This is a genomic window from Faecalibacillus sp. TM498, assembly GCF_020589955.1.
Lineage (GTDB): Bacteria > Bacillota_I > Bacilli_A > Erysipelotrichales > Coprobacillaceae > Faecalibacillus > Faecalibacillus intestinalis.
In genome coordinates this window covers 24,351-38,787 of record NZ_JAJDKB010000005.1, presented here as the reverse complement: position 1 = coordinate 38,787, position 14,437 = coordinate 24,351, and the positions used below count along the sequence as shown (strand labels likewise).

Genomic DNA, 14,437 nt, shown 5'->3' with positions numbered 1-14,437 from the left:
TAAAAATGTGGAGGTAAATCTATGAATATAAAAAAATATAATGAAATTGCAGATAAAAATAAACCACAAAAGCAAGTATTAAAACATACAGCAAGTGCTTTTTTAGTGGGTGGAGTGATTGGTATGATAGGAGAATTTTTTTTAAGTCTTTACAAAGAATTATTTTCTTTTAGTGAAAAGGAAGCCACCCCTATTATGTTGATTACTCTTATTTTAATTGCAGCAATACTAACGGGTTTAGGAATCTATGACCGTTTAGGTGATTTTGCAGGGGCAGGTTCTTTTATTCCTATTACAGGTTTTTCAAATGCGATGACTTCAAGTGCAATGGAGGCAAGAAGTGAAGGTTTCGTGACGGGAATAGGGGCTAATATTTTTAAACTTGGTGGAGCGGTGATTACTTTTGGAATTGTTGCTTCATTTGTATTAGGAGGAATTCGTTATGTCATCACCTATTTCTGGTAGTAGTTTTGTTTTTCAAGATGTTTATATTCAAAGTGTTGGGACAACAGCAGGAATTGTTGAACATCAAGGGCCTTTAGGACATTATTTTGATAAACATTATCCTAATCATTATCATCATCATGCAAGTTATGAACAGGCAGAAATTGAAATGCTGAAAGATGCTATCCTTATTTGTTTAAAAAAAGGAAAAGTAAAAAAAGAAGAAATTGATTTATATTTTGGAGGAGACTTAAATAATCAAATTACAGCGTGTTATTATTACGCTAATCATTTACATCGACCTTTTATTGGCTTATATAGTGCATGTAGTACGATTGGACTTGCTCTAGCAAATGCTTCAATTATGATTGAAAATCATAATATTCATAGTGCTATGGCTTGTACAGTTTCTCATAATGCCACAGCAGAAAGACAATTTAGATATCCTTTAGAATATGGTATACAGAGAAAAGAAACGATGACTTTTACGGCTACAGGAAGTGTCGCGGTCTTTTTATCAAATAAACCAAGTCAAATAAGAATTGAATCTATTACTTTAGGAAAAGTCATCGACTTCGATCAATATGACGCTAATGATATGGGGCGTGCCATGGCACCAGCAGCTTTAGATACCTATTTACAACATATGAAAGATCTAAAGAGAGATGGTACTTATTATGATTTAATTTTAACCGGAGATCTTTCTCGTTATGGAAAAACAATTATGAAAGATCTTTTAAAAGAAGAAAATCAAAAGTATAACGAGTATGATGATTGTGGTTGTTTACTTTATGATGTTACTCAAAATGTCTATCAAGGAGGAAGTGGTCCTGTTTGTAATGGACTTGTTAGTTTTGGCTATATTTATCAGATGATGTTAAAAGGAAAGTATCAACGTGTGCTTGTTCTAGCAACAGGGGCTTTGTTAAATCCGGTGATGACAAATCAAAAATTATCGATTCCTTGTGTTTGTCATGGCTATGTATTGGAGGTTGTCAAATGAATTACGTCTTATCCTTTTTGTTTTGTGGGTTTGTCTGTGCTGTTGCTCAACTAATTTATGAATATACTAAATTAACGCCAGGACATATTACATGTAGTTTTGTTGTACTAGGAGCACTGTTAGATTTATTTCATATTTATGATCGCTTGATTAAAATTTTTCATGCAGGGGCAATGCTTCCCATTACGAGTTTTGGCCATTCTTTAATGCATGGGGCCATGGCAATGACAAAAGAATACGGGGTTTTTGGTCTAGCAATGGGAATGTTTGATTTAACAGCAGCAGGAATTTCTTCGGCCATTTTATTTGCGTTTATTATTGCTCTTTTCTTTAAACCAAAATCATGAAAAACCCTTCGTTTGATTTAAATGTTAGATATTTAGATTTTGATGGTCGAAAAATTGAAATTGATTATATTTCTAGTTTATGTTCTGATGAATTGATTGCTTATTTGGTTGAAGGAATTACAAATGCAAAAGGAAAAACTTTAAAAGATTGTTTAAATAATGGAGATGTCAAAGAAGAATTAAATAAAGAAAATTACGAATATGCGATGCTTACAGGTTGTGCAATCGTTAAAGATATAGATAAAAGTAAAGTCTATGTTTTAGATACAAGACATTTTCCTACACGTTCAATCGAAGAACCAGATACAGAAAAATCGGTTAGAGGAAGTAAAGATGGATTTAATGAAAATCTATTAAATTGTGCAGGTTTGATTAGAAGACGAATTCGTACATTAGATTTAGTAATGGAAAAAGTTGTTGTAGGTAAAAAAAATAAATTAGATATTTGTTTATGTTATTTAAAAAGCGAAATAGATCAAACCATGTTAAAAAGTATTAAAGAAAGACTTAATGAAATAAAAAATGAAGATTTAATTATGACAGATCGTGCTTTGGAAGAATTAATTTTTGACCAAAGTTATAATCCTTTTCCCCTTGTAAGATACAGTGAAAGACCAGATGTGGTTTCTACACACATTCATCATGGTTATCTTGCCATTATATGCGATACTTCAAGTTCTGTTATGATGTTACCTACAACTTTGTTTGAAATTCTAGAACATGTTGAAGAACATCGACAAACACCTATTATTGGTACTTTTATTCGTTTAATTCGTTTTAGTGCTGTATTTCTTTCAATTTATTTGGTTCCTTTATGGATGTTGATTGTAAATCAAGGAAGTGTCAGCCTAAAAAAATTATTTTCAATTATTTTAGTTGAACTGGCAGTAGAGCTTTTAAGAATTGCAACCATTCATACGCCCAATTCTATTTCAAATACGATGGGGATGATTGCTGCTATTTTACTAGGAGAATTTGCGATTGAACTCGGTTTTTTTTCAGGAGAGATTCTTTTATTTGTATCTATTGGAGATGTTTGTGGTTTTGCCACACCTAATTATGAATTATCTTTAACCAATAAATATGTAAAAATATTTATGATTCTATTTTCAGGATTATTTGGTTGGCTAGGCTTTATTGCTTATCAAGTTATTTTATATATGTATTTAATATCATTAAAACCTTTTGGCTTTTCCTATCTTTATCCATTAATTCCTTTTAATGGAAAAGATTTACTCCAATTCATTATTAGAGAACCTAAGAAATAAAAATTTTATTAAATTAATCAAATGATTATAGTTTATCAAAAAACAGAGGTTCCTATTTAACCTCTGTTTTAAAATAAAGTAAAAATAATTAAACTACATGTAGCAATAGCAACAGCTGGTGGATCGATATGTGTACCACAATCTGTATTGAGCACCATCCCAAAAATTAATCCAATAAAATGAGCAATGATACCAAAAATAACAGCAATCAAAATATTACCTGTTTGTGCCATTGCATAACCTACAACAAGAGTTGTATGGTGTGTAGCAGGGAAAGCAGGATCACTTAAAGCAAAGATAAGTGTTAAAGCACTAATTGAAAAACCAATTGTATAAAGACCTGTTTCTTTTGCAAAATAAGCCATAACTGTTGATACAGCTAAACCAATTAAAAATTGAAATCCCCAAAATGAAGGAGATGCTTTTTCTAAGAAATCTAAATTCTTTTCATTATATGTATCTTCTTGATTGAATAAGATTCTTCCTAAAACTCCTACAAGAATAACCGAAACTGCTCCGGTATCTACTGGAAATGAAAAATAATTTTCAAAAGCAAAAATCAAATAACCTAAAACCCCACCGATAGCACCTACGAGTAAAACCTTTGGATCATTGGTAAAAGCAAGTGACCTAGAAGTTTCAACGCCTCTTATTTCATGTTTTGTTCCTGCATAGGCAGTTGCAAGTCCTGCAGCGTTAAAGATAATACATGGTAAAAATAAATTATTTGATAAAGCTTCATTTAAAAATGTGGTATTAACACCAACATGTTCTAATAAAAATATAAGGAGACCGACAAAACCTGTACAAATAAAGGTTTGTGTTCCACCAATTAGTGTTCCTAAAATTCCTGCAAAAAAAGCTAATATAATTGATGATAATGAAAACATTTTATAACCCCTTTCAGGCGTATTATATAGGAAATAATCAACATAATAAATACAAAATATAAATTTATGTTATAATACCTAAGAGGTGAAACAATGGAATATCAAGTTATATTAGATGATTTTCAAGGCCCTTTAGATTTATTGTTACATTTAATTAAAGAAAAAGAGATGGATCTACAAACACTTGAATTATCAGTTATTACAGATCAATATTTACAATATATACATATGATGGAATCATCACAACTTGAAGTGATGTCTGAATATTTAGTCATGGCTGCACAGCTTATTGAAATGAAAAGTAAAATGCTTTTACCTAAAGAAAAAGTACAAATTGAAGATGAGTATCAAGAAGATCCAAGAGAAGCACTCATTAGAAGACTTATTGAATATAAAAGATATAAAGATGTTTTAGACGAGATTCAAGAAAAATATGAAAAAAGACAATCTATGTTGATTAAACCCTCTAATAATATGGAAGAATATGTCATTGATACTTCAACAATGATTCCAAAGGGGTTAGAAGTATATGATTTAATGAAGGCTATGCAAAAAATGTATCAAAGAAAAATGTTATCACGACCATTAGATACACATATTTCTAAAAAAGATATTTCCATTGAACAAAGAAGTGATCAAATTAGAAATTATTTTAAAGTAAGAGTTAATAAAAGGGTAAAATTAGATGAATTATTTGATAGAGGAGATCGCTATTATTTTATCGTGACATTTTTATCGATTTTAGTTTTAGCTAATGATAAAGAAGTTGAAATTATCCAAGAAGGATTGTTTGATGATATTTATGTAGAGGGGAAAGAGTAATGGAAGATTATAATAATATTATAGAAGGTATCCTTTATCTAAAAGGTGATGAAGGTATTGATATAAAAGAATTATCACTGATTTTAGAAATTTCTAAAAAAGAAGCTGTGGAAGCTATGGACCATTTTATAGAAGCTTATTCAAAAAGAGGCTTTGATGGCCTACAAGTTGTTGATTTTGGTGGTAAATATAAACTTGCAACGAATCCTCAATATTTTCCTTATTATCAAAAAATGGTAGAACAATCAAAAGCAACACTTTCTCAAGCAGCTTTAGAAACACTCGCTATTATTGCCTATAATCAACCAATTACTCGTGCTAAAGTTGAAGATATTAGAGGAGTTGGTTGTGATGGCATGATTAGAAAACTCATTGCTAAAGCACTTATTAAAGAAGTAGGCAGAGAAGAAAGTCCAGGACTTCCTATTTTATATGGGGTGACAGATGAATTTATGGATGCTTTTTCTTTAGCGTCTTTAGATGAACTTCCAGAACTTGGTGATGTTGTAGAGACAGAAAGTGATGAAGATATATTTAAAACGAAATATCAAGAGAGGGATTTATAGTGAAACTCATCAATCATTTAAAAACAATTAATAAACATAAATACTATGTAACAACGCTTTGTTTTAAATGTGGTTTATATAAACAAGGATTACTACATGATTTATCAAAATATTCGCCAACTGAACTAAAAACAGGTGCTAAATATTGGGTAGGGACGCGTTCACCTAATTCAATTGAAAGAGAAACGATTGGTTATTCTTCCGCTTGGCTTCATCATAAAGGAAGAAATAAACATCATTGGGAATATTGGGTTGATTTTTCAAGAGAAGGAGTCGTTCCTGCTAAAATGCCTACAAAGTATGTTGTGGAAATGTTTTGTGATCGTGTTGCGGCAACAATGGTTTACCGTGGAGAAAATTTTGATGTATCGGCTCCTTTAGATTATTATAATAAGACACATGGTTATTATGTCATTCATCAAGAAACAGATGCAATGATTAAAGATATGTTAGTTCATTTATCTAAAAGTAATTTAGAAGAAACAATTGATTATATTAAAGAAACTTATTTATAAATTCTATGTTTTGCATAGAATTTTTTTATAGAAATGATATAATAGTTACATTATATTTAAGGAGCTTGAAGATGAATTTTTTACATTTAAAATATTTAATAGAAGTTGAAAAATATGAATCTATTTCTAAAGCAGCACAGCATCTCTATATTAATCAACCACGTTTATCTAAAATTATTAAAGAAATAGAAGAAGAAGCTAATATAAAGATATTTGAAAGGCATAATAAAGGGGTTGTTCCAACAACTAAAGGAAGAGAATTTTTATCACAGGCTAAAAAAATTGTTCAAGAAGTAGATTATTTAAAAAATATGTATCAGGATGATCCTCATAAATTGAATTTAGATATTTGTGTCCCTCGTTCAAGTTACATCTCAGAAGCTTTTATTGAATATTTAAAAATGGATAATAATATGAAAAAGGAATTGAATCTAAATTATCGAGAAACGAATTCAATTGATACGATTCAAAATGTTTATGATGGAGAAAATAATTTAGGAATTGTACGTTTTCCTTTAAGAGATCAAGATTATTATTTCAATATTTTAAATTTAAAAGAATTGACTTATGAAAAACTATTTACTTTTGATTACCAAATTCTTATTTCAAAAGGTAATCCTCTTAAAGATAAAGATATCTATATGAAAGATTTAAAGAAACAAATTGAATTAAAACATGGAGATATTCATATTCAAGAAGATCATCATAATCATAAGCATATGAACATTTATGAAAGAGGAATACAATTTGAACTTTTAAGTGAGATTCCAGAAACTTATATGTGGGTTGCCCCAATACCTAAAAAGCTTTTAAAACAAAATGATTTTGTTTTAAAAGCTTGTAAAGATAAGAAAATACCATATGTTGATTATTTAATTTATCGAAAAGGATATGTTTTATCAAAAGAAGATCAAAATTTTATAGAATGTTTGAAAAATGGAATCGAACAAGTAAAGTAAAAAAATGTACATGTAATGTGAAAAAAATAACTTGATATATAAAAAAAAGCATATCACTATGCCTTTTTAGTATCTAACCAAAAATAAATGTAAGTGCTATCATTAGAGATAGGAAAAGAGGAGAATAAGTTATGCAAAGATTTACATTACCTAGAGATTTATATCATGGAAAAGGAGCATTAGAAGCTCTAAAAACTTTAGAAGGAAAAAAAGCAATTGTATGTGTTGGTGGAGGATCAATGAAACGTAATGGTTTCTTAGATCGTGCTGTTAACTATTTACAAGAAGCTGGAATGGAAGTTAAATTATTTGAAGGTATTGAACCAGATCCATCAGTTGAAACTGTTATGAAAGGTGCAGCTGTTATGGAAGAATTTAATCCAGATTGGATTGTAGCTATGGGTGGAGGTTCACCAATTGATGCGGCTAAAGCAATGTGGATTAAATATGAATACCCTGATATCACATTTGAAGATATGTGCAAAGTATTTGGTATTCCAAAATTACGTAAAAAAGCTCATTTCTGTGCAATCCCATCTACAAGTGGTACAGCTACAGAAGTTACTGCTTTTTCAATTATTACAGACTATAATAAAGGAATTAAATATCCTATCGCTGACTTTGAAATTACACCAGATGTTGCTATTGTTGATCCTGATTTAGCTGAAACAATGCCAGTTAAATTAGTTGCTCATACTGGTATGGATGCAATGACTCATGCTATTGAAGCATATGTTTCTACAGCAAACTGTAATTATACAGATCCACTTGCTATTCATGCAATTGAATTAATTCAAGCTAACTTAGTAAAATCATATAATGGAGATATGGCAGCAAGAGATACAATGCATGATGCTCAATGTTTAGCTGGTCAATCATTCTCTAACGCTTTATTAGGTATCGTTCACTCAATGGCACATAAAACAGGTGCTGCTTTCGTTGATCAAGGTGGACATATTATTCATGGTGCAGCTAATGCAATGTATTTACCAAAAGTTATTGCTTTCAATGCCAAAGATCCAACAGCTAAAAAACGTTATGGTGTCATCGCTGATTACATGCATTTAGGTGGAGCAGATGATGATGAAAAAGTTGCTTTATTAATTAAATATTTAAGAGGTATGAATGATGAATTAAATATTCCTCATGGAATCAATAAATATGGCGCAGATGGTATGCCAGCTGAAACTGGATTTGTTCCAGAAGATATCTTCTTAGCACGTGTTGATGAAATTGCTGATAATGCAATTGCTGATGCATGTACAGGATCAAACCCACGTATTCCAAACCATGATGAAATGGTTGCTTTATTAAAAGCTTGCTACTATGATACAGAAGTAGATTTCTAATAGAATAAATGAGGTCCTAAATAGAGGACCTCTTTTTTATGTATATATACTATAAATACGTTTTTTAGGTGTTTAATACATACTTATGAAAACAATATTTCTTTTATTTATCTATAATAAAGATAGATAAAGGGGGTAGCTATTATGAAGTATGCAATATTAGATGGAAAATTAACTCATATTTCTAAAGTGAAAAAAGGAACAATTGCCAGAGTTTTTGGATACAGTGATGATTTAGTAATAGCTGTAGGTGGTAGGGAAAGAAAATATTGGAAATATTTAGATGTGAAACGTACAAGAATGTATCAAGAATTATAGGAATAACATTGTTTATTCCTTTTTTTGTTTGTATAATAGAATTATTGGAGGTTATAGGATGAAATATGGAAATGAGATAAAAAATATATGTCATCTTGCATGGCCTGCTATTATTCAAGAAGCAATGAATACGGTAGTGACTTATGTAGATACAGCGATGGTTGGTTCTATGGGAGCAACAGCTTCTGCAGCAGTTGGTTTAACATCTACTGTTACTTGGTTGTTAGGAAGTATTTCGGTTGCCTTTGGAGTGGGTGTCTTAGCCGTATGTGCTCAATCAGATGGCGCTAAAGATTATAAAAAAGTACAGATTGCGGGTCAACAAGCCTTATTTATTTCTTTTATTATAGGATTGATAACAACTATTATTAGTATCATAATTGCTCCATTTTTACCTGGTTGGCTCAATGGTGCCAAAGAAATAAGGCATGATGCTTTTTTATATTTTTTAATTGTATCAGCACCATTTATATTTAGAACATTTATTATTATTCTCTCTTCAACTTTAAGAGCTGTTAAAGATATGAAAACACCAATGATGATCAATGTTTATATGAATATAATCAATATCGTTTTAAATTTCTTTTTAATTTATCCGACAAGAAAGATATTTGGTATAACTGTTTATGGAGCTGGTTTATCCGTAGCCGGAGCAGCGATAGCTTCAGCTATTTCTTATATTGTTGGAGGAATCTTGATTTTTAGACATTATTATCAAAATAAAATCTTTGATTTTAAACATACAGGATTTCATTTTCATAAACCAGTATGTTTAGAATGTTTAAAAATTTCTATTCCTGTTGTTATGGAAAGAAGTGTTATTTGTTTAGGACATGTTACTTTTGCTTCGTTGATTGCTAAATTAGGAGTTGTTTCTTTGGCAACACATTCGATAGCAATTCAAGCAGAACAAGCGTTTTATGCACCGGGGTATGGTTTCCAATCAGCAGCAAGTACACTTGTAGGAAATGCTGTTGGTGAAAAAGATGAATCTAAAGTTAAAAGAATGACGTATCTTACATGTGCAATTACTTTAAGTATCATGGCTATTGCTGGTGTTTTATTATTCATAAATGCTCAAAATATTATGTCGATTTTTACTCCTGATCAAAAAGTTATCGCTTTAGGAACTAGGGTATTAAGGATTGTTTCTATTAGTGAACCAATCTATGGTATCTTGATTATTTTAGAAGGAACTTTTAATGGAATGGGGGATACCAAAGCACCATTTGTATTTTCTTTGATTACGATGTGGGGAATAAGGATTTTTGGTTCAATGCTCATGATCAATGTCTTTTCATTTGGACTTGAAAGTGTTTGGATCATGATGGTTTTAGATAATATTTCTAGATGTTTATTATTATCAACACGTTTTTTGAAAGGAAAATGGAAATATCGGGTTTATCAATAGGAGGAAAGAAAATGAAATATAAAAAATTTGAAAATACAATTATCGCAAGAATTGATAAGGGTGAAGATATTGTTGAACAAGTTAAAAATATTGCTTTAAAAGAAAATATCAAACTTGCAAGTATTCAAGCTTTAGGTGCAATTAATGATTTTACAGTCGGTGTTTTTAAAACAAAGGAAAAGAAATATTATGCTAATGAATTTAAAGGTGATTATGAAATTGTATCTCTTACGGGAACTATTAATACAATGAATGGTGAATATTATAGTCATATGCATCTATCTGCTGGAAATGATCAAGGAGAAGTTTTTGGTGGTCATTTAAATAAAGCAATTGTTTCAGCAACGTGTGAAATGGTTATTCAAGTCATCAATGGACAAGTAGATCGTTACTTTGATGAAGAAATTGGTTTAAATTTATTAAAATTATAAAGGAGCTATCTATGGAATATTTAACATTACCACAAACGGATTTAAAGGTATCAAAGATTGCTTTAGGATGTATGAGAATTGCTGATAAAAGCATTGAAGAAGTGGAAGAACTTGTCAAAACTGCTCTAGAATCAGGAATTAATTTTTTTGATCATGCAGATATTTATGGTGGAGGAAAATCAGAAGAATTATTTGGTGAAGTATTAAAAAGACATCCTGAATATAGAAAACAGATGATTATTCAAACAAAGTGTGGTATTGTTCCTGGAAAAAGATATGATTTTTCTAAGGAACATATCTTAAAATGTGTCAATGAATCATTAGAAAGATTACATACAGACTATGTAGATATTCTTTTGCTTCATAGACCAGATGCTTTATGTGATCCTCAAGAAGTTGCTGAAACTTTTAATGAATTATATGAAGCTGGAAAAGTTCATTATTTTGGTGTTTCTAATCACACACCTTTACAAATAGAATTATTAAAGAAATATTTAAAATATCCAATTATTATTAATCAATTACAATTATCAATCGTTCATTCAGTAATGATTGATTCAGGATTAAATATGAATATGAAAGAAGCATTTGCGCAAGATAAAGATGGTGGTGTTTTAGATTATTGTCGTTTAAATGATATTACGATCCAACCATGGAGTTCAATCCAAGCTTCTTGGGCGGAAGGAACTTTTATTGATCATCCAAATTATCAAAAATTAAATGATGTTATGCAACAATTAGCTCATAAATATCAAGTAACTAAACCAGCAATAGCGATTGCTTGGTTACTTCGTCATCCTGCACATATGCAACCAATCGTAGGGACAACATCCTCTCAACATTTAAAAGAAACAATTAAAGCATGTGATTTTACGCTTACAAGACAAGAATGGTATGATCTCTATCTTGCAAGTGAAAAACCACTACCATAGAAAGTTGCTTAGGCAACTTTTTATATACTTTATAATAAAAATAATATTTGTTGAATAAATATAATATATTGATATAATAAAGATGGGTGATGTTTATGAAATATAAAAGAATATCTACAAAAGATTATTTAGTAAATGAAGATCAATTTATTGATTTATTAGAAAATAAAGCTTTAGAAGGATGGTATTTAAAAAATATAAGTCTAAATTTTTTAACATTTGAAAAAAGAACACCACAAAGGAAGCATTATAAAATATATTATAAACAAATAAATAAAGATATAAAAGAAGCAGGATGCCGTATTATTGTTAATTATTTTGGGTTACAAGTAGTAGAAGTTGAAGATCTTTTTGCTCAACCTTTAAAACAAGATGTAGGTGATAAAAAAGAAATCTTATCAACGATCTATAATTTTACAACTCATTATTTTTTAATGATCATGGCCATTGTTTTATTAATTTCTTATCAACCTTTTAAAATACATGGGTTGCCAAGTTTACCTTATTTGACTTTTTATTTTGGTACTTATTTATTTTATACTGCTGTAAGTCTTATAAGCTTCTCTTTGTTCTTTTTGGGCTTATGTAATCTATCACATTTAAAAAAAGTAATGAAAAATAAGCCCTTTTATTTAGAAAATATTTTTAATACTTTATCTAAAATAAATCTTTATGTTGGGATTATTTTGATTTTATTAGATTTATTAAAACAAAATGGTTTCAAATCATTTCTGATTTTACTTATTTCTTGGTTAATTGGTTACCTTGGACATCTTTATAAAGAAAAACATCAAAAATCTAATGCGATTGTTTATCTTTGTGTTATTGCTACAATTGCTTTAAGTTTGTATGACCATCCAGCAGATGGCGATCCTTATAGCGCTATTGAACCTGTCCAAAGCTTGCAACAACCTTATAGCTATGAAGATGGTGGAATGTTATATCAAGGATATTCTATTGAAGGGGATCATGGAATGATGGAAGGCTATTATAAAGGATATACGGCAGCTATTTCAAAAGGTATTTTTGAATATCAAGTAGAAAATATTTTTAAAAATAAAATAGCTTATAAAAAAATTATTCAGCAATATCCTCTGATAACTCAAAAAGATAGTGATTTATGTTTTAAATATAAGCAAAAATATGTTGTATTAAAGGGTCAAGAAGTTTTTTATATCAATAACAAAGAAGGATTACCACTTTCTAAATGTATTAAATATTATCAACGATTAAAGATCTAAGAATTTCTTAGATCTTTTTTGTATTAAAATAATAAAAATAATATTGATATATAAATAATATAATAATATAATAAAAGTAAGGAAAAGATAAATTACATCTCTAGGCAAATAAAGTATTTATTAGAATATATGTAGAAAGGAATGTGAGATTTATATGAAGATAATAGATAAAGTATGGGTCTTTGATTATTTAATGGAAATTTTTATGATCATGACCATGGTTTGTGGTCAAAGCTTACTTACAAATTCTTTAAATTCTTTAGGATATATTAGTATTCATATTAGTTTTATTATTTATTGTTTATTTTATTTTTTACCTATTTTATATTTTATTGCCTTATGGAATAGTGATGTCATAGATTATCGAAAAAATATAATTCTACTTATTATCTTATTTATCTTTAATAAATTATTTCATGGAAATCAAGTTCAACTTTCTTTTCCATTACCTGCTATAGATTTTTATGTAGTTATTTGTTTAATTATAACGATAGTATTTTATATAAGGAGAAAAAATGATGAAAGTAAAACTCATTTTAAGTCTTGATCAACTAGAAAAAGCATATAAGGAATATAAAAAAGCCTTTCGTTTTTCTGGGTTATTCTTTGGTATTCATCAAGAAATAATGGAAGATAAAGATTTTGAAAAATATTTATATTTTTCAAGTGATAAAGTTGAATGTTATGATATAGAAAAACATAATCTTTTTGAAATAGACTATGATGATTTTTATGAAGTTGATCTATCTTTAAAACAAAAGGTAGTTTGTATGTTAGTAACAACAAGAAATCAACAATATTCTTTTGAATGTAAACAAGATGCACGTTTTTTACAAATAATTGATCTTTTTGAACAAAAGAAAATAAGATATATAGATAGAAGTCATTTTATTTCAATCAAGCGATAATCATTGAAAGAAGGGAAATTTACCCTTCTTTTTCATTTAATGAATAAATCTTAATAGAATGAAAACAGGAGGGATAAAATGATTTATTCGCTTATTGTACTAACAGCAGGCTTTTTTGTTTTAGTGAAAGGAGCGGATTGGTTTGTAGATGGAGCATCTTCACTGGCAAGTATTTTTCATGTTTCTCAATTAGTTATTGGATTGACGATTTGTGCGATGGGAACCAGTTTGCCAGAGGCAGCTGTTTCATTAGTAGCAGGGTTAAAAGGAAATTCAGGAATTACCATTGGGAATGTTGTTGGAAGTAATATTTTAAATATTTTGATTGTTTTAGGAATGAGCGCTTTGATTACAAAAATAAAGATTGAAAAATCAACATTGTTCATTGAAATTCCTTATATGTTGCTTTCAAGTCTTGTTTTACTTGTTATGGGAAAAAGTCAACAAGTTGTATCGTTTCAAGAAGGACTTATTTTAATAGGTATGTTTATCGTTTATTTACTTTATTTGTTTTGGCTGTCACAAAAAGAAAGTGAGGAGGAAGTCTCTCCACAATACTCTTTTATAGGATGTGTGTTGTTGATTGGTTTAGGTATCTTTTTTGTTATGATTGGTAGTCAACTGGTTGTTAAAGCAGCCACTCAAATAGCTTATTGGTTCCATTTTTCTCAAAGATTCATCGGTTTAACGATTGTTGCTTTTGGAACATCATTGCCTGAATTAGTAACCTCTTTACAGGCAGCTAGAAAAGATCATGTGGGTATTGCGATTGGAAATATTGTCGGAAGTAATATTTTTAATATTTTATTTATTGCTGGAGGTGTTTCTTTAATTTGTCCAGTACCTTTTGAAAGTAAATTTATTGTAGATATGTTTGTAGCTATAGGAAGTGGTTGTTTATTATGGCTTTTAACGATTTATCGACATGAATTAAATAGAATAGGTGGTCTTTTGATGTTACTTTCCTATGTAGTGTATTTAATCTATTTGTGTTAAACGGAAAGAAGAAACATAGAATGATATAGGTGATATA

At 29.3% G+C, this 14,437-nt stretch carries 18 protein-coding genes; 17 read left to right on the top strand and 1 reads right to left on the bottom strand.

Annotated features, from left to right (window positions below):
* The first annotated feature begins 21 nt into the window (after window positions 1-21).
* Genes spoVAC through LJD32_RS02800 form a run of 4 tightly spaced genes read left to right on the top strand, consistent with a single transcriptional unit; the run spans window position 22 to window position 3,062 of the window.
* Window positions 22-465, top strand: coding sequence for a stage V sporulation protein AC (spoVAC, locus tag LJD32_RS02815; protein WP_227391731.1), 444 nt, complete (start codon window positions 22-24; stop codon window positions 463-465).
* Window positions 443-1,447 carry a stage V sporulation protein AD gene (locus tag LJD32_RS02810; RefSeq protein WP_147579459.1) on the top strand — a complete coding sequence of 335 codons (1,005 nt, stop codon included), beginning with the start codon at window positions 443-445 and terminating at the stop codon, window positions 1,445-1,447. The genes spoVAC and LJD32_RS02810 overlap by 23 nt, the downstream gene beginning before the upstream one ends.
* Window positions 1,444-1,794 (top strand): stage V sporulation protein AE, encoded by a 351-nt coding sequence (gene spoVAE / locus LJD32_RS02805; protein ID WP_032090613.1) that lies wholly within the window; start codon window positions 1,444-1,446, stop codon window positions 1,792-1,794. Before LJD32_RS02810 ends, spoVAE begins: the two co-directional genes overlap by 4 nt.
* A complete protein-coding gene (locus tag LJD32_RS02800; RefSeq protein ID WP_032090612.1) occupies window positions 1,791-3,062 on the top strand; it encodes a spore germination protein in 1,272 nt (423 codons plus the stop codon). The genes spoVAE and LJD32_RS02800 overlap by 4 nt, the downstream gene beginning before the upstream one ends.
* Window positions 3,063-3,130: 68 nt before the next feature.
* Here LJD32_RS02800 and LJD32_RS02795 read toward each other — a convergent pair whose 3' ends face one another.
* Complete coding sequence (locus LJD32_RS02795; protein WP_032090611.1) at window positions 3,131-3,952, bottom strand: hypothetical protein; 822 nt, start codon at window positions 3,950-3,952, stop codon at window positions 3,131-3,133.
* A gap of 93 nt (window positions 3,953-4,045) precedes the next feature.
* Between LJD32_RS02795 and LJD32_RS02790 the strand changes: the two genes are divergently transcribed.
* The 13 genes from LJD32_RS02790 to LJD32_RS02730 all read left to right on the top strand — a co-directional run bounded on the left by LJD32_RS02790 (window position 4,046) and on the right by LJD32_RS02730 (window position 14,400).
* Entirely contained in the window at window positions 4,046-4,774 is a 729-nt protein-coding gene (locus LJD32_RS02790) for a segregation and condensation protein A (protein WP_032090610.1), read from the top strand.
* On the top strand, window positions 4,774-5,340 hold the full coding sequence (scpB, locus tag LJD32_RS02785; protein ID WP_032090609.1) for an SMC-Scp complex subunit ScpB: 567 nt from the start codon (window positions 4,774-4,776) through the stop codon (window positions 5,338-5,340). The genes LJD32_RS02790 and scpB overlap by 1 nt, the downstream gene beginning before the upstream one ends.
* Window positions 5,340-5,855: a DUF5662 family protein gene (locus tag LJD32_RS02780; protein WP_227391732.1), complete on the top strand. Its 516-nt coding sequence runs from the start codon at window positions 5,340-5,342 to the stop codon at window positions 5,853-5,855. The genes scpB and LJD32_RS02780 overlap by 1 nt, the downstream gene beginning before the upstream one ends.
* A gap of 71 nt (window positions 5,856-5,926) precedes the next feature.
* A complete protein-coding gene (locus tag LJD32_RS02775) occupies window positions 5,927-6,814 on the top strand; it encodes a LysR family transcriptional regulator (RefSeq protein WP_227391733.1) in 888 nt (295 codons plus the stop codon).
* Between the two features lie 131 nt (window positions 6,815-6,945).
* Window positions 6,946-8,163, top strand: coding sequence for an iron-containing alcohol dehydrogenase (locus LJD32_RS02770; RefSeq protein WP_022001846.1), 1,218 nt, complete (start codon window positions 6,946-6,948; stop codon window positions 8,161-8,163).
* A 144-nt stretch (window positions 8,164-8,307) separates the two neighbouring features.
* A complete protein-coding gene (locus LJD32_RS02765; RefSeq protein ID WP_167693747.1) occupies window positions 8,308-8,481 on the top strand; it encodes a hypothetical protein in 174 nt (57 codons plus the stop codon).
* Window positions 8,482-8,539: 58 nt separating this feature from the next.
* Complete coding sequence (locus LJD32_RS02760) at window positions 8,540-9,892, top strand: MATE family efflux transporter (protein ID WP_117813238.1); 1,353 nt, start codon at window positions 8,540-8,542, stop codon at window positions 9,890-9,892.
* An 11-nt stretch (window positions 9,893-9,903) separates the two neighbouring features.
* Window positions 9,904-10,323 carry a PPC domain-containing DNA-binding protein gene (locus tag LJD32_RS02755; RefSeq protein WP_022001844.1) on the top strand — a complete coding sequence of 140 codons (420 nt, stop codon included), beginning with the start codon at window positions 9,904-9,906 and terminating at the stop codon, window positions 10,321-10,323.
* Between the two features lie 11 nt (window positions 10,324-10,334).
* Window positions 10,335-11,255: an aldo/keto reductase gene (locus tag LJD32_RS02750; RefSeq protein WP_032090605.1), complete on the top strand. Its 921-nt coding sequence runs from the start codon at window positions 10,335-10,337 to the stop codon at window positions 11,253-11,255.
* Window positions 11,256-11,350: 95 nt separating this feature from the next.
* Window positions 11,351-12,496, top strand: a complete 1,146-nt coding sequence (locus LJD32_RS02745; protein ID WP_227391734.1) for a DUF2812 domain-containing protein — start codon at window positions 11,351-11,353, stop codon at window positions 12,494-12,496.
* Between the two features lie 154 nt (window positions 12,497-12,650).
* Entirely contained in the window at window positions 12,651-13,043 is a 393-nt protein-coding gene (locus tag LJD32_RS02740) for a hypothetical protein (RefSeq protein ID WP_119363760.1), read from the top strand.
* Window positions 13,015-13,404, top strand: coding sequence for a hypothetical protein (locus LJD32_RS02735; RefSeq protein ID WP_227391735.1), 390 nt, complete (start codon window positions 13,015-13,017; stop codon window positions 13,402-13,404). The genes LJD32_RS02740 and LJD32_RS02735 overlap by 29 nt, the downstream gene beginning before the upstream one ends.
* A 78-nt stretch (window positions 13,405-13,482) precedes the next feature.
* Window positions 13,483-14,400, top strand: a complete 918-nt coding sequence (locus tag LJD32_RS02730; protein ID WP_227391736.1) for a calcium/sodium antiporter — start codon at window positions 13,483-13,485, stop codon at window positions 14,398-14,400.
* Window positions 14,401-14,437: the final 37 nt, after the last annotated feature.